Origin of the sequence: Providencia sp. M-27 (assembly GCF_011077905.1) — a bacterium.
Classification (GTDB): Bacteria; Pseudomonadota; Gammaproteobacteria; order Enterobacterales; family Enterobacteriaceae; genus Providencia; species Providencia huaxiensis.
On sequence record NZ_JAALBT010000004.1, the window covers coordinates 176,789 to 193,491 of the forward strand.

Consider the following 16,703-nt stretch of genomic DNA (forward strand, 5'->3'; position numbering starts at 1 on the left):
CCATCAGAACCAAAAGCTAATGATTAGAAAGAAAATAATCACATCCGTCATCATTCTAAAGGAAGTTGATGAAAGGGATCGTTTTAATCACCCCCAAACATATCCTCTAAATAATTTGTGCTGTAGCTAGGCGTCAAATGCGTTAATCCCTAGGAGCATACCAGTATATGACCTGAGTCACCGAGTGCAGCCCCCTACGGCTTAAATTAGTAACTGAATTCTGTAGGGTGATTTTAGAAAAACGAAATCAATACTATCCTCTAAATAGTTCAAGTTGTAGGTAGGCGGCAAATGAGGAGATCTCGGGGAGCATACATCAGTATGTGACCCGAGTCGCCGAGTGCAGCCAACACCCCTACAGCTTGAAATATGACGAGGATATTACAATCGAGAGCGGCCGGAGAGCGAATGCGATAACGTCGTACTATCGACAAGCTCCAGTTCTCCGCCAACAGGCACCCCGTGTGCAATTCGGCTCGCCGCCACTCCATATTGGCCACACATTTGCCCAATATAATTTGCCGTCGCTTCCCCTTCTACCGTTGGGTTAGTTGCTAAAATCACCTCATTGACCGTCTCTGACGCCAAACGCTCTTCGAGCCTATCAAGACCGATATCCATAGGGCCAATGCCATCAAGTGGTGATAAATGCCCCATAAGTACAAAATAGCGGCCGGAAAATTGCCCGGTTTGTTCGATTGCATAGATATCTGCGGGGCTTTCAACCACACAAATTAAGCCATTCTGTTGGCGGCGTGGGTTATCACAAATATTACAAACATCTTGTTCTGTAAATGTTCTGCAATCACGACAGTGGCCTATTTCAGACATGGCTCGAGTGAGTGATTGTGCTAAACGCATTCCACCACTACGGTCACGCTGTAAAAGATGAAAAGCCATTCGCTGCGCTGACTTGGGGCCAACCCCCGGAAGACAGCGCAGAGCTTCCATCAACGATTCAAGAAGCGGACTTGTTTGCATTAGAATGGCATCTTAAAGCCTGGTGGTAATTGCATACCACTGGAAACACTCGCCATTTTTTCTTTCTGAGTTTCTTCGATACGACGTGCAGCATCATTAAATGCCGCAGCAATCAAATCTTCTAACATTTCTTTGTCGTCTTCAAGCAAGCTAGGGTCGATTTCAACACGACGGCAGTTGTGTGAACCATTAATGGTCACTTTAACTAAGCCAGCTCCAGACTCACCTGTAGCTTCGAGTTGAGCGATTTCTTCCTGAACTTTTTGCATTTTATCTTGCATTTGCTGGGCCTGTTTCATCAGGTTACCCAATCCACCTTTACCAAACATAGTTATCTCTCACAACTGAGGCTACAGCTTAACAATGAGACTGTAGCGTTAAACGGGGCGAATACTCTCTTCATCTAATTGCGCATCAAACATTGAGCGCAGTTTTTGAATCGTTTTATCCGCAATAATAGACTGGCGCGCTTGTGCCAGTTTTTCTTCATAAATCGCCTGTCGCCATTCTAGCGGGGTTTTCACCTCGCTATTATCATCATGAACGATTTTCAGTTCAACAGTACGACCATATAGTTCGCTCAGAGCTTCTTCCAACGCTTTGTGTGCCGATGGTTTATCGAGATGCTTCTGAGCCGAGCGCAAATGTAAAACAATTTGCGACTCGCTTAACTCTTCTATATATGAATTCAAAGCTAATTGTTCAACCAGTTTGGGAATATTTAATTTTGCAATTTTCCCTGACCAACTGTCACGAACTCGCCCTTCCTCAATAATTTTAACGGCTAACTCAGGCGTTTTTTCATATTCTAACGCCTCTTTGATCCCGCTTGGCGTTGTCACTGCCTCTTTTGGCGCCATCGCCTCTTCATTTTGAGGCTTCCATTGGTATTGCTTTGGTTTTTGTGGTTTTGCCGCCTGAGACGCTTTATTAACCACATTTTGTTGATGTTTGCTGGTCACGGCGGCCAGCCTTTCCAGTGCTGATGCCGCCGGCTTAGCCCTTTCAGGCGTCACCGGTTTAGCCTTTTTTGGGCTAGGATCCTCACTTTGTGGAGATTGTAACGCCTGCCTAGCCTTCAATAACTGTAACGTTGGGCTATTGTCTGGCAGATTTTCTGCTCGCGCTTGTGTCGGAGGCACCCTTTGCGTCATATTTGATGCCGCAGACGGTGCAGATTGAACAGCGGCTTGTGGAATAACTTTTGGCGGTGCTTCAATTTCAGCAATCACATTTTTAGGATGAAAAGCTAATGCACGTAATAGTGCCATTTCAACCCCCATACGCCGCTCAGGGGCATAGGGAAGTTCTTTCCTTCCGACTAATAACGTTTGGTAAAACAGTTGAAGGTCTGCAGGGGAAATGACCCTTGCGACCTGCCGTAGCCGCCCTTCTGTCGATGACGGGTCTGTTTCTTGTTCAGCAGGAAGCAGTTGGATCATCGCGATACGGTGTAATTGCGACAAAATTTCCACCAGCAAGTTCTCCCAATCCGCTCCGCGACTGGCAGCTTGCTCCACCTGCTCCATTACCGCCATGCTATCGGCACGTACTAGAGCTTCAATAATGGCTAATGGCTGCTCGTCATCAAGGGTTCCTAGCATTTGGCTGACAATATCAGCCGTGACTTTCCCTTGCCCCATCGCAATGGCTTGGTCAGTTAAGCTTAATGCATCACGTAAACTGCCATCAGCTGCTCTTGCTATCAGCTGGCGAGCACGTTGGTCGTGCTCAATATTTTCTGCATTTAGGATGAGCTCAAGTTGCTCACTGATTTGCGTGACATCTAACGCTTTTAGATGGAATTGCAAACAGCGAGACAAAATGGTCACGGGGAGTTTTTGTGGGTCCGTCGTCGCCAATAAAAACTTCACATGTTCAGGCGGTTCTTCAAGGGTTTTTAACAACGCATTGAAACTATGACGAGACAGCATATGTACTTCGTCAATTAAATAAACTTTGAAGCGCCCACGTGCGGGTGCGTATTGGACGTTGTCTAATAATTCACGAGTGTCTTCGACTTTGGTACGGGAAGCCGCATCAATTTCAATTAAATCGACAAATCGCCCTTGTTCTATTTCAAGGCAATTAGCGCATTGTCCACAAGGCGAGGCGGTGATCCCTGTTTCACAATTAAGACCTTTAGCAAATAGGCGCGCAATCGTCGTTTTCCCTACACCACGTGTACCTGAGAAAAGATAGGCGTGATGAAGCCGCTGATGCGTTAGCCCATTAGCGAGTGCAGTCAAAACGTGCTGTTGGCCAACAACGTCTGAAAATTTTTGGGGGCGCCACTTACGGGCAAGTACCTGATAGCTCATGGATTCCACTGTCATTTAACATGGTACGTGAATATATATAATCATAGTACCATGCTACCACAGCCTCAACCTATACAGCGAGGCTGTGATAAAAATAGAGGGAAAATAAAGATTAGTGGCCTGGGAACTCAACAAGGCTATAAGAAGAAACACCTTCTTTTTGTAGACGTTCAACGCCGCCAAGATCAGGTAAACAGATGATAAATGCCGCATCAACAACATTAGCACCAAGCTGTTTGATCATTCTTACCGTTGCTTCCACGGTACCACCGGTCGCGAGTAAGTCATCAACAACTAAGACGTTATCTTCAGGGCTGATGCTATCTTTATGGATCTCAAGCGTATCGGTGCCATACTCAAGGTCGTAAGTCATACTCAATACTTCTCGTGGTAATTTCCCTTTTTTACGCACAGGGACAAAACCTACGCCTAAACGTAATGCAACTGGCGCGCCAAATAGGAAACCACGCGCTTCAGTTCCTACAATTTTAGTGACGCCTTTATTTTGATAATGCTCCACTAACATATCAATCGTTGCTTGGTATGCAGCAGGGTTATTTAATAAAGTCGTAATGTCACGAAAGATCACGCCTTCGATTGGATAATCTTGAATCGATGCGATACTTTCTTTAATCAATTGCAGTTGTTGCTCTTTAGCGGTCATAATAAAAGCCATGTAGTAAACACGAAAGTGTAGAATCTATGTAAAGTACCATAAAAATGCAATAAGAAGCCGTCAATTTGGCATCAGTTTTGTTGCTGAATATCAATATTCCGCTATTTTTGACACTTAATGAGAACAAAAAATGAAAATTCCCGCTCTTTTGGACGCGTTAAAAAAGCAAATTGATGAATTGAAAACACGAGTGGAACCCATAAAGGATCTTGAGTTTTCACATTCACGCTTCGATATGCAATTGTTTAGTCGCAAATCAACCCGTTTGGGTGATTGCCAAAACGAATTACAGACCTTATACCAGCAATTGTGCCATAGCGTAACGTTAAACCACAGCGAGCAGGTCAATTTTCTGACTGAGAAAATTGTCCATCAAATGCAGGCAATTTCACGAGAGATCTCTACACAAACTTTACGTGAAAAAGAGCCTAGTTTCACTAAAAAAAGGGAACAGGTTGATTTATATGAACGTTTATCACAACACCAAGACTATGAACGACGCTTGCAGGCCATGGTGAGTGAAAAAGAACTTCATTTAAGTGAGCTAACCGACCACCGTTTGCAGCACCAATGCCAAAAAGAACTCGCTGTACTCGCAGGCCGTTTGTACCGATGCCGCCAAGCACTTTTGCGCATTGAAAAAGCCATTGAACATCAAGAAAATCAATACTTTGATTAAATATTAGAAGGGAACGCTATGAATTCGCTCAAAGATGCCCCACAAGAAGTACAACTTGCCGTTGATTTGATTTATTTACTCGAAAATTCAGATATTGAAGCCGATATTGTATTAAAAGCCCTTGATATTGTTAAAAATGATTATATTTCCAAACAGATGCAGGCGGCACAAGCCACCCGCACAGATGAAATCTAATTAACTTGGTAGGTTGTCATCACTGTCTTTTGGTGTACGTTTCACTTCTTGCACTTCATCCCCTTTGCTATTATGCAAATGAACTTCTAACTGGTTGAATGCAATATCAATATCATTTTCTCGACATAATTTATCTATCGCACGGTTCACTTCATCGCTGGTCACACCACGGTCACCTATCTGCCGCACATAAAAACGCAATTCATGATCTAGCGTGCTCGCGCCAAAACTGGTGAAATAAACATTGGGAGCAGGTTCCGTCATTACCTTGCTGTTACTGGTTGCGGCAGATAGTAAAACGCGTTTTACTTTATCAAGATCAGAACCATACGCTACCCCGATCGCAATCGTAATACGTGTAACGGTGTCTGATAGCGACCAGTTGATCAACCGCTCAGTCACAAATGCTTTATTGGGTATGATCACTTCTTTACGATCAAAATCGACGATCGTTGTTGCACGAATGCGAATTTTACTGACTGTTCCTGAATAGGTCCCAATAGTGACCGTATCGCCAATGCGGATCGGCCGCTCAAACAATAAAATGATCCCTGAAACAAAGTTAGCAAAAATTTCTTGTAAACCAAACCCTAACCCGACCGTTAAGGCTGCCGCCAACCATTGCAGCTTGTTCCACGTGACACCAATCATCCCTAATGAGGCGATCGCCCCAATTCCCACAATAATATAAGTCAATATTGTCGTGATGGCATAAGTGGAACCTTGACGAAGTTTTAACCGCGATAAGACCAAAACCTCCAGTAACCCGGGGAGATTTCGCGTCATCACCCAAGCAACAATAATGATCACCAGAGCCAAAATTAAATTCGCTAACGTGACGAATTGTAAGATATTTCCCCCATCTGCCGATGTGGCGGTATAGCTCCACAAATTCACGCTATCTAAGAAAGAGAAAATAGTGATGAAATCAGACCAAATTGCGTAAAACGCCAATGCAAAGATAATAAACAACACCATCGTGGTGAGACGTAACGATTGTTGGCTAATCAGCTCAATGGTCATTGGGGGTTCTTTAATAGGTTCGTTCTCAACCTCTTCTTGCTTCAACATCGCACGCCGCTCAATAGCACGCTGATACGCCAATTTACGGGCAACCAATGTTAACCCCCTCAAACACGCGCTATAAGTGATATACCACAGCAATAACAGGTATAAACTGTCTATCCAACGGTTTGCTAAGCGTAAAGTGGTGTAGTAGTAGCCTGCCATCATTAAGCCCACTAAAATTAATGGCGAAAATGTCAGCAATGTCACGACAATACTACGCGTTAAGTGGCTACCCTTCTCTTGCCAAACTTGTTTGCAAAAAGGAACAGTAAAGATACATAACAGGATAAGAGAAACCAGCACGATCAACTGACCTATCACGTCCTCAGACACTTTCAGTGGGTTAGTAACCCCATAAGTGGAGAAGAAAATGAGTGGTACCAACGGAATCGATAACCGGAGCATTTGGCGCCGCGTCTGGGATATTTTCTCTTTTTCGATACCAAAATGTTTTCGCGCAATACCTTGCGGTTTTAACACGCGAAAAGTCAGCTCAAATAATGCCCAAAATATCGCCAACTGTTGGCAAAATTGCCAGAAGAATGGCCCTTGTACATTTCCTGTTTTCAAGAACCAATAGCCAAATGCCAGTAAAAACAGTGAAATAGGTAAGGTTTGCATTAATGTCAGCAGTAGCGCAAAAGGTGTGCTTAACACACTATCGTTACGCAAACTGGAAAGCCGTTGGTCAATATCTTGCAATCGATTATTAATTTTACGGTTAAACCAAATAAACAACAGCGCGACCAATACAAGTGGAATAACAACTAACAGTGAATTACTCATTCCCCGTTTAATACTGCGATTCGATAAACTAAAATCAAAGCTATTAATTTGTGTTGCTGCGGCTTCAGGGAAACCTTTAACCCATTCCAAATCAATTGGTTTATTACTATTCACCCAAAATATTTGCTGGGCTAATGTGTTTTCAAGAGAACTCACCACACTCAATAATTGGTTTTGATCCAATTGCAAGTTGATAGCTTGCGAAATTTGCCCACCAAGCTGCTGGTTAAGTTCGTCTAATAAACCCCGACGTACTTCCAATAGTTTTAATAACGAGGATTTATCTTCAGCTGATAATAATGTGCTATTTGCTGGCTCATCCCCTGTTTTTATCTCAAATTGCTGTTCCAACTTCGTAATATAATCATTAGGTTGGTAAAGCTCATCACGCTGTTGGTTAATATCAAACTGTTCAAGCCGCAAATCGGCAATCGTTGTAGGTAAATTTTTAGTTAAAATGTCAGGAGGCAAATCAATTTGTTGTTGAAATAAAATTCGTGAAAGCAATAAGCTACCGCGTAATACATTAATTTGTTCTTTTAGATTTCGTTCTGACTGCGTCGCTCTTTCAAGCCATGTTTTCACTCGAATACCATTTTGCACCAGTTTATTACTACTTTCTGTCACTGCGATTAAACGGTCACTAAGCGCATTATTAATCGCAATTTCTTTTTGAATAATGGGATTCTGTTGCGCTTCAATATCGGTTTCAGAAGTACTCAATGCTTCACGCACTGTTGATTGGGAGTCATTTAGGCGACGATGGCTAATCGCGTTTTGTACTTGCTGAATATGATGTTCCAATTGCTCAATATAGGCGGCGGTATAATCACGCTGTTTTTGCAGCACATCTTGTAATTGAGTGTTAGCCTGTAGAATACGTTTTTGATATTCATTTTGTTGCTGCAATAAATACTGTTCAACTTGCAGCATGGTAATTTGAGTTGGTCTTAAATTCACAGATTCATTCAATGAACTATTTAGCTCATTACGAATTTCCTGTAAGCGCCTCGCATTTTCCAACATCATCGCTTGTGCCCTTTCAGGCTGCGTTTGTAAGCCAATTAATTGGCTACTATAGGTTGCAAGGTCATTTTGTTCTGTTTGCAGATTTTCTAAATAAGAGGCTTGTAATGCTTCTAATTGTGAAAGAGAACTATCTTGTATTTTTTGTAGGAAATTTTCGGTGCGCTGCTCATTTTCATTTTTTATTTGCAACAAACCTTGTGCTGCTTGTTTCGATTCTTCACTCGCGTTACTCAGTTTTTTTTGCAGTTCAGCCGTTCGCTGTTCGAGTTTATCCAGCTCGTTATAAAAATCTGAGGTTTTTTCCAGATCAGCGAGAGCAAGTTTATCTTCTTCACTGAGTGAACTTTTTTTATTCAATGCGCTGAGCGCACTTTTTATTTCATTCTTATCAGGTAAGTTATTTGATGTTAATGCCGTAATTGAACTGGAAAAAGATATGATGAAAAAAAACAGTGTTATCGATACTAACTGCCGCCACTTCCATTGTTGTTTCATCATAATGGCATTCCTTTATACAAATAATTATATTGTTTAATTAAGCAAAGTGCCGATAGTCGCCTACCCACACTTACTTTCACCTAATTAAACATATTTTACGTAAAATATTAGAAAGTTAATACTTTATCTGCCGTTAATGTCCAGCTTGCAAGCTCAACTAACGTGCCTACTTCAACACCATCAGCAAGAGTTAACTCACTTACACCGCGGGCATCTGTACAAGTTTTACATAATTTCACGGGGACATTTTGTGCCGTTAAAATCTCTAACATTTGTTGAAGATTATAGCCTTCTTTCGGCTTTTGAGCAGCCAATCCTGCGCCCACAGCATCTGACATCAGAAAAATTTTTAAATCTAACTGCGGCTCTTGCTCTTTTAACGTTATCGCTAGTCGCAATGAGTTGAACAGTGTTTCACTGCCGTAAGGTGCCCCATTGGCAATAATCAAGATAGAGGTCATATGGACTCCACTTATTCAGTTTGAATTGGTTTTAACCGGATTGTCGTACTACACTTTAGTGTTTCTAATAGTGTATCAACCAATGTAATTGTATGTTGATTAATATTAAAATTTTCTGATTGGAGTAGCCAGTTTTCTAATAAACCAGACATTAATGAACGGATCATAATCGCGGCTGCTTCCACATCAAGGTCAGCAGGAAGTTGACCTGCATCAATACAGGCAGTCAAATTGTCAACTATTCGGCATTGACTCGCAACATAGTTAGCGCGTTTAAAATCAACTAACTCTGCCATTTCACCCACTAATTCACACTTCAAAAAGAAAATTTCCATCAAAGCGCGATTTTTAGGACTTTCAATAAAACCAGTCAAAATATAAACTAATAATTCTCTTAGTATTGAAAGTGGATCATTGGTATATTTAGAACGATAATATTCTTCAGCTTGTATTATTTGGTTATCACCAAATTCACAAGCTTGATAAAAGAGATCAACTTTGTTTTTGAAATGCCAATATATTGCACCTCGGGTAACCCCCGCTGCTTTTGCAATATCGGCTAATGATGTGGCAGAAACTCCTCGTTCAGAGAATGTTTTGATGGCAGCATCTAATATTTCCTGACGGGTTTCTTCAGCCTGTTGTTTAGTTTTTCGTGCCATTGTGACCCGTTTCTATCGAAAGCTGATTTACATACATTCGTGTATGTTTGTACTATAGCACAGTGATAAATCATATTGTTTACCATTTTTCTTATTTTTGTTTTGAACTCATATTGATTAATTGAGGTTAACTTATGCGAAAAAACAGAGGGGTGTTACCTCTGGCTCTGTTAGTTCTTTCAGGTGGCTTGGCTTTATCTGGTTGTAACGATGAACAACAAGGTGGCGGAGAACGCCCGGCGCCTGAAGTAGGAATTGTTACGCTTAAAGCCGAACCTCTGACTCTCAAAACCGAGTTACCAGGCCGTACATCCGCATTTCGTGTTGCCGAGGTTCGCCCTCAGGTTAGTGGCATCATTTTAAAGCGCAACTATAAAGAAGGTAGCGACGTAGAAGCAGGGACATCTTTATACCAAATTGACCCAGCACCATTCCAAGCAACCTATGACAGCGCAAAAGCGGAGCTAGCAAAAGCACAAGCAAATGCAAATCTGGCTGCCTTAACGGTGAAGCGTTATAAACCATTGTTAGGAACTAATTACATTAGTCGTCAGGAATACGACCAAGCGACCTCAACCTACGCGCAAGCACTTGCTGCCGTCAAAGCGGCTGAAGCAGCGGTTGAAACTGCACGTATTAACCTGAATTATACCAAAGTCACTGCACCGATTAGCGGCCGTACTGGCAAATCGAGTGTGACTGAGGGAGCTTTAGTATCATCAGGACAAGCCACTGAATTAATGCGTGTTCAGCAACTTGACCCTATCTATGTGGACGTAACACAGTCGAGTGACGATTTCTTACGTCTGAGAAATGAGATAGCGAAAGGTGCTATACAGCAAGAGTCAGGGCAAGCGCCTGTCCGTTTGATCAATAATAACGGTCAAGAATACGCACAAAAAGGGGTTTTGGAATTCTCTGATGTCACTGTTGATGAAACAACAGGGTCTATCACGATGAGAGCCATGTTCCCTAATCCGAACAAAGAGTTACTTCCAGGTATGTTTGTTCGTGCTGTATTAGAAGATGGTGTTGTTGAAAATGCGATTCTAGTTCCGCAACAAGGATTATCTCGTACGGCTCAAGGAACTTCTCAAGTCATGGTTGTTGGCGCTGAGAATAAAGTTGAAGTCAGACAAGTTAAAGCAGGACAAGCAGTTGGCAACAAATGGCTGGTAACTGAAGGTCTACAAGCAGGTGATCGTGTCATTGTCATCGGCTTACAAAAAATCAAACCAGGAATTGTTGTGAATCCTAAGGAAGCAAACTTAGAAACGCAATCCATAGACAATCAGGCAAAACCTGAAGAAAAGTCTAAATAAGGGAGCGGCTGATTAATGCCTAAGTTTTTTATAGAAAGACCAATTTTTGCGTGGGTAATTGCAATTATCACCATGCTTGCTGGTCTGTTGGCAATTATCCAGTTACCTGTTTCACAGTACCCGACCATCGCGCCACCGGCTGTTTCTATTTCAGCTAACTATCCGGGAGCGGATGCTGAGACGGTACAAAATACAGTAACGCAGGTTATCGAACAGAATATGAACGGTATCGATAACTTGGTATATATGTCATCGAGCAGTGATTCATCAGGTTCTGCTAGCATTACGCTGACATTTGAAGCAGGAACTGATGGTGATATCGCGCAAGTACAGGTGCAAAACAAATTGCAACTGGCGATGCCATTGTTGCCACAAGAAGTTCAGCAACAAGGTATTAGTGTCGATAAATCAACTAGTTCATTCTTAATGGTTGCGGGTTTCGTTTCTAGCGATGGCTCAATGGGGCAATACGATATTGCCGACTACGTAGGGTCAAACATTAAAGACCCACTTAGCCGAGTTAACGGTGTAGGTGAAACTCAACTGTTCGGTACCCAATATGCAATGCGTATTTGGTTAAAACCAGAGCAACTCGTTAAGTACAACATGACCACAACGGATGTCATTAATGCGATCAAGGTACAAAATAACCAAGTCGCAGCAGGGCAACTCGGTGGTTCACCGTCTATAGCAAACCAGCGTTTAAACGTTTCTATCATTGCGCAGACACGTTTGAATAGCCCTGAAGAATTTAGCAATATTTTATTACGTGTAAACCAAGATGGTTCACAAGTGCGTATTAAGGATGTTGCTGATGTCCAATTAGGTGCTGAAAACTATAGTACGATTGCCCGCTTTAATGGTAAGCCAGCAGCAGGTATCGGTATTAAACTGGCAACTGGTGCGAACGCGTTAGACACGTCTAATAACGTCCGTGCTGCACTTGAGGAAATGAAACCTTTCTTCCCTCAAGGGTTAGAGATTGTTTATCCATACGATACAACTCCATTCGTTAAAATTTCAATTAACGAAGTAGTTAAAACGTTAGTGGAAGCAATCATGCTGGTTGTTGTCGTTATGTATTTGTTCCTACAAAACATCCGTGCAACGCTGATACCAACAATTGCAGTACCTGTCGTATTGTTAGGTACCTTTGCTATCTTGTCGGCATTTGGTTATTCCATAAACACCTTGACCATGTTCGCGATGGTACTCGCCATCGGGCTTCTCGTCGATGACGCCATCGTCGTTGTTGAGAACGTTGAGCGTGTTATGCAAGAAGAAGGCTTGTCACCAAAAGAAGCGACCAAAAAATCAATGGGTCAAATCCAAGGTGCGTTAGTCGGTATTGCAATGGTTCTATCTGCGGTATTTATCCCAATGGCCTTCTTTGGAGGTTCTACCGGGGCAATTTATCGTCAGTTCTCTATTACCATTGTATCGTCCATGATCTTGTCAGTACTGGTTGCGATGATCTTAACACCAGCACTGTGTGCCACCATGTTGAAGCCAATTGAAAAAGGCAGCCATGGTAGCCAAAAAGGGTTCTTTGGATGGTTTAACCGTACATTTGAAAAACAAGCACACCACTACACCGACAGTGTAAGCCGTATGCTTAACGGCACTGGCCGTTATTTAGTGATTTACTTGCTGTTAGTGGTTGGTATGGCGTTCATGTTCGTTCGCTTACCGTCTTCCTTCTTACCCGCGGAAGACCAAGGGGTATTCTTGTCTATGATCCAGTTACCACCAGGATCAACACAGGAACAAACCCAAGCGGTATTGGATGAAGTAAATAACTACTACCATACCGAAGAAGCCAAAAACGTTGAATCGGTCTTTACCGTAGGGGGCTTTAGCTTCGCAGGTCAAGGACAAAATATGGGTCTCGCTTTCGTCGTTCTAAAAAATTGGAGCGAACGTAAAGGTGATGAAAACCACGTTGATGCGATTGTACAGCGCGCGAATATCGCACTGTCACAAAAACAAGAGGCATTGATTTACGCCTTTAACCTACCCGCAATTGTTGAGTTAGGTACCGCAGACGGGTTTGACTTTGAGTTAGTCGATAAAGGTAACTTGGGGCATGATAAATTAATGCAAGCCCGTAATCAGTTACTTGGATTAGCTGCTCAGCACCCAGAAATGCTTCAAGGTGTTCGTCCAAATGGTCAGGATGATACCTCGCAATACCGTATTTATATTGACCAACAAAAAGCACAGGCTCAAGGTGTTGCTATTAGTGATATCAACGCAACATTGAGTTCTATGTTTGGTGGAAGCTACGTGAATGACTTTATCGACCGTGGTCGTGTGAAGAAAGTTTACGTACAAGGTGACGCAGAAAGCCGTATGTTACCTTCTGACATCAGTAACCTATATGTTCGTAATAACCAAGGTAAAATGGTTCCGTTCTCTGCCTTTATGGACGAATCCAAAAACCCTTGGAAGTATGGTTCACCGCGTTTAGAGCGTTATAACGGTGTCCCTGCGATGAACATTCAAGGCCAAGCAGCTCCTGGGAAAAGTACGGGTGATGCGATGCTGTTAATGGAAAAACTCACCACTGAAAATCTGCCTGAAGGAATTGGTTACGAGTGGACAGGTATGTCATATCAAGAACGCTTAGCAGGTAACCAAGCCCCTGCTCTGTACGCAATCTCCTTGATAGTGGTCTTCCTGTGTTTGGCGGCTCTCTATGAAAGCTGGTCAGTTCCATTCTCAGTTATGTTAGTCGTTCCATTAGGTATTATTGGTGCGTTACTGTTTACCAGTGTTCGTGGTCTAGACAACGACGTTTACTTTAAAGTGGGTCTCTTAACAACCATTGGGCTCTCGGCGAAAAACGCAATCTTGATTGTTGAATTCGCCAAAGACTTGATGGAGAAAGAAGGTAAAGGGTTAGTCGAAGCAACGCTGAATGCAGTTAAAATGCGTTTACGACCAATTCTGATGACATCTTTAGCATTTATGTTAGGTGTTATCCCACTGGTGTTTAGTAACGGTGCAGGTTCTGCATCCCAGAACTCAGTAGGTACTGGTGTTCTTGGGGGAATGTTTGCCGCAACCTCATTGGCTATCTTCTTCGTGCCTGTCTTCTTCGTGGTGATCCGTCGCCGCTTTACCAAGAAGTCAGAGGATATTGAACACAGCCATCCACCAACAGCACAATAATTGCTGATAGGTAAATTGAAAAGAGCCACATAAGTGGCTCTTTTTTTGTGTATTAATTCTAACTTGCTGTAGACCGCCTCCCCTTTCAAGCTAATCAGTATCTGTGCCTTCGCCCTCTTGATAACCCAAATAGAGACGTCTGATAACCAAAATAGAAACGCCCCTTAGTGCGGCTAGAGTGAAAATATCGTATTTCATCTAGGTCAATGAGGGGCTGCGTATCATATTTTATTAAACCCAGCTAATTTTTGATTAGTAAAATAATCAACTCGGAGCATTATACTTTTAATCATAAAAGGAATTTTTACAGCAAGGAGCTACTAAAAATGAAGAAAACCATATTATTCACTCTATTAACTTGTACTTTGTATCACAATGCATCATTGGCCGAATCCCCTGATATCTCTAAGGCAAAAGTCATCAATATAGAAGCCCCTCTAAAGAACAACATTTCATTTAATACATTTGAAAGTCTCTCATCTAATGACGATGGCTTAATTTTCAATAATGACATTAACAGTAATACTAAGCTTAATAATAAAGCAGCAAGGCTTATTTTTGCAGAAGTCACAGGAACTGAAGCAAGCCACTTGCAAGGAATATTAGGTATTAAAGGACAACGCGCTAACCTTGTTATCGCGAATCCTAATGGTATTTCATGGAAAGACGGCACCGTTGATAATATTAATAGCCTATCCTTAATTGCCGGTAAGTTTGAAAAAAAATATGTGAAAAACAAAGATAAAGACAACCAACTAGAACTCCAAAAATTGGAGGACTATAACCAATTGAAGTTTTCAACTCAGCCAGCTAGCCAAATCAGTATTAGCCAGCAACAAGGAAACCCAATTCAACTATCAAAGCTAAATGTAGTTGCAGACCAAATAAAGCTGCAAAACTCCCTTAATATCCACTCTGCCATACAAAATTATATCAGCGCATCTGGCAATAGCACCCTTTCCCCTAGTGAAGGCGTTGTCAAATACAGTTCAAAATTCAAAACTGATATTCCATATATTCAAGGTAATCAGTTAGAGCTAAATGAACAGGCTAAATTGACAGGTCGTAATATTGTGCTTGAAAGCCACCAATATCAATGTAAAGACAATTTTCTTTGCCCTCAAAATAAAATAGATATTCAAGGGGTTATAAATACGATGAGTTTCTCTGTACGCGGGGATGCAGACATTACATTTTCAGATAAAGGCATAATAAAAATAGGGAAAAACCAGCAAGCTCTTATTGCTAAAACGGCGCACTAATTTCCATTTGGAATGCAAAAAATAACGGCCTCAAAAAGAGGCCGTTAAGTTAAGATGAATTGATACTAGGTTACATCCAGACAAACCAAGCAAACAATGAAATAACTAGGATACAGGCCACGTTCAATACCGCACCGACACGTACCATCTCAATCTGCCTAATATAACCTGAACCAAACACAATCGCATTTGGCGGTGTAGCGACAGGTAACATAAATGCACAAGATGCACCTATCCCGATAATCATGGTTAAGACAATGACAGGCATACCTAATGCTTCAGCAACTGTTGCAAAAATAGGTACTAATAAAGCTGCACTCGCCGTATTACTGGTAAACTCAGTTAGAATGATAATAAAGGTAGTAACAGCTAGAATAATAACAAACCAGTGGCTTTCACCAAATGTCATTTGCATCCAGTCTGCCATGATCTTACTTGCACCAGAAGAACTCAAGATTGCGCTCAGTGTTAAACCACCACCAAACAGCATCAATACGCCCCACTCAGTATTTTTTTGAATTTGAGACCAGCTAGCAACACCTGTTATACCGATTAAAATGGCAGCACTCATCGCAATAATTGTATCTAAATCTTTTACGCCACCTAATGCATCACTAATAAACGTACTTGTGATCCAACAAACTACGGCTAAAAGGAAAATCGTCATTGCGGTAATACGTTTGCCATTCCACTCAACGTGTTCTAACTCAATTTGAAAACGGTGTTTCAGGTTAGGGCGTAACATCATGTACATCAATACAAACATCATTGGCAGCAACACTACCATGATTGGAATACCGTATTTCATCCACGATAAGAAATCTAAACCTAAAGCTGCAGCTGCAATTGCGTTTGGTGGACTACCGACAATCGTACCTAAACCACCAATACTTGCACTATAAGCAACACCTAATAGAACAAACACAAAAGTGTTGCGCTCATGGCGGACATCGAGATTAGACAGTATACCTAATACTAATGGCAGCATCATTGCTGCGGTCGCTGTGTTACTAATCCACATAGACAGCAATGCGGTTACACCAAACAGTAATAATACCGCTACTGATAAGCGCCCACGAGCAGCCATGAGTAAGCGATTTGCAATTAGCCTATCAAGGCCTTGGATATGTAGAGCTGTCGCTAGCGCAAAGCCACCGAAGAATAAGAAAATGATTGGGTTTGCAAATGATTTCAATGCATCCCCTGTATTCATCAACCCTAAGCCGACTGCTAAGATAGGAATACACAATGCAGTAATGGTGACGTGGATAGCTTCAGTTAACCAAAGCACACCAATGAAAACCATCATTGCAAGACCTGCATTCGCTTTGTCATCGAATGGTAAATATTTTAGTAATAGAATTAATAGTACGATATCAACAGCTAAGATTATCCACCCTCGTTTGTTCGAGGGCGTTGGGCTCACTGATGGTGTTAACGATTCTGAAGCGTCCATGTTTACTCCATAGCTTTGGAAGCAAGTTTAGTTTTAGCGCGTGCATATTGTTAATAGTTATTTATAAGCTGTGAAATATAGAGTTAATTTATTGAGATGAAAATGTGGATAAGTTAAAAGTGCGATCTACCCC

General features: G+C 41.9%; 13 protein-coding genes. 5 read left to right on the top strand and 8 right to left on the bottom strand.

The genetic code is table 11. The features are described from left to right. Positions 1-381: 381 nt before the first annotated feature. The 4 genes from recR to apt all read right to left on the bottom strand — a co-directional run bounded on the left by recR (position 382) and on the right by apt (position 3,966). Positions 382-981, bottom strand: coding sequence for a recombination mediator RecR (gene recR, locus G6Q48_RS08190; RefSeq protein WP_102139395.1), 600 nt, complete (start codon positions 979-981; stop codon positions 382-384). Next, on the bottom strand, positions 981-1,310 hold the full coding sequence (locus G6Q48_RS08195) for a YbaB/EbfC family nucleoid-associated protein (protein ID WP_004260403.1): 330 nt from the start codon (positions 1,308-1,310) through the stop codon (positions 981-983). The genes recR and G6Q48_RS08195 overlap by 1 nt, the downstream gene beginning before the upstream one ends. Positions 1,311-1,358: 48 nt before the next feature. Next, positions 1,359-3,302 carry a DNA polymerase III subunit gamma/tau gene (gene dnaX / locus G6Q48_RS08200; protein WP_102139396.1) on the bottom strand — a complete coding sequence of 648 codons (1,944 nt, stop codon included), beginning with the start codon at positions 3,300-3,302 and terminating at the stop codon, positions 1,359-1,361. A 112-nt stretch (positions 3,303-3,414) separates the two neighbouring features. Further along, on the bottom strand, positions 3,415-3,966 hold the full coding sequence (apt, locus tag G6Q48_RS08205) for an adenine phosphoribosyltransferase (protein WP_125891578.1): 552 nt from the start codon (positions 3,964-3,966) through the stop codon (positions 3,415-3,417). A gap of 142 nt (positions 3,967-4,108) precedes the next feature. Here apt and priC point away from each other — a divergent pair, with 142 nt between their 5' ends. Both priC and G6Q48_RS08215 read left to right on the top strand, forming a co-directional pair. Beyond that, the gene (gene priC, locus G6Q48_RS08210; RefSeq protein WP_166265692.1) at positions 4,109-4,657 is read left to right on the top strand and encodes a primosomal replication protein PriC; all 549 of its coding nucleotides are present in this window, start codon (positions 4,109-4,111) and stop codon (positions 4,655-4,657) included. A gap of 18 nt (positions 4,658-4,675) precedes the next feature. Further along, complete coding sequence (locus G6Q48_RS08215; RefSeq protein ID WP_166265695.1) at positions 4,676-4,852, top strand: DUF2496 domain-containing protein; 177 nt, start codon at positions 4,676-4,678, stop codon at positions 4,850-4,852. Here the strand turns inward: G6Q48_RS08215 and mscK are convergent, their stop codons facing one another. From mscK to acrR, 3 genes are all read right to left on the bottom strand, one after another. Then, a complete protein-coding gene (gene mscK / locus G6Q48_RS08220; RefSeq protein ID WP_166265698.1) occupies positions 4,853-8,233 on the bottom strand; it encodes a mechanosensitive channel MscK in 3,381 nt (1,126 codons plus the stop codon). It abuts the gene before it with no gap. Between the two features lie 107 nt (positions 8,234-8,340). After that, on the bottom strand, positions 8,341-8,694 hold the full coding sequence (locus tag G6Q48_RS08225) for a DsrE/DsrF/TusD sulfur relay family protein (RefSeq protein WP_102139400.1): 354 nt from the start codon (positions 8,692-8,694) through the stop codon (positions 8,341-8,343). A gap of 11 nt (positions 8,695-8,705) precedes the next feature. Further along, positions 8,706-9,356 carry a multidrug efflux transporter transcriptional repressor AcrR gene (acrR, locus tag G6Q48_RS08230; protein ID WP_102139401.1) on the bottom strand — a complete coding sequence of 217 codons (651 nt, stop codon included), beginning with the start codon at positions 9,354-9,356 and terminating at the stop codon, positions 8,706-8,708. A gap of 134 nt (positions 9,357-9,490) precedes the next feature. Here acrR and G6Q48_RS08235 point away from each other — a divergent pair, with 134 nt between their 5' ends. The 3 genes from G6Q48_RS08235 (at position 9,491) to G6Q48_RS08245 (ending at position 15,114) form a co-directional block, all read left to right on the top strand. Beyond that, positions 9,491-10,678 (top strand): efflux RND transporter periplasmic adaptor subunit, encoded by a 1,188-nt coding sequence (locus G6Q48_RS08235; protein WP_166265701.1) that lies wholly within the window; start codon positions 9,491-9,493, stop codon positions 10,676-10,678. A gap of 15 nt (positions 10,679-10,693) precedes the next feature. Then, positions 10,694-13,852 carry an efflux RND transporter permease subunit gene (locus G6Q48_RS08240; RefSeq protein ID WP_166265704.1) on the top strand — a complete coding sequence of 1,053 codons (3,159 nt, stop codon included), beginning with the start codon at positions 10,694-10,696 and terminating at the stop codon, positions 13,850-13,852. A 326-nt stretch (positions 13,853-14,178) separates the two neighbouring features. Then, the gene (locus G6Q48_RS08245) at positions 14,179-15,114 is read left to right on the top strand and encodes a two-partner secretion domain-containing protein (protein ID WP_102139404.1); all 936 of its coding nucleotides are present in this window, start codon (positions 14,179-14,181) and stop codon (positions 15,112-15,114) included. 70 nt (positions 15,115-15,184) lie between these two features. On the opposite strand, the gene G6Q48_RS08250 is transcribed toward G6Q48_RS08245, so the two are convergent. Beyond that, positions 15,185-16,570, bottom strand: coding sequence for an SLC13 family permease (locus tag G6Q48_RS08250; RefSeq protein ID WP_102139405.1), 1,386 nt, complete (start codon positions 16,568-16,570; stop codon positions 15,185-15,187). Positions 16,571-16,703: the final 133 nt, after the last annotated feature.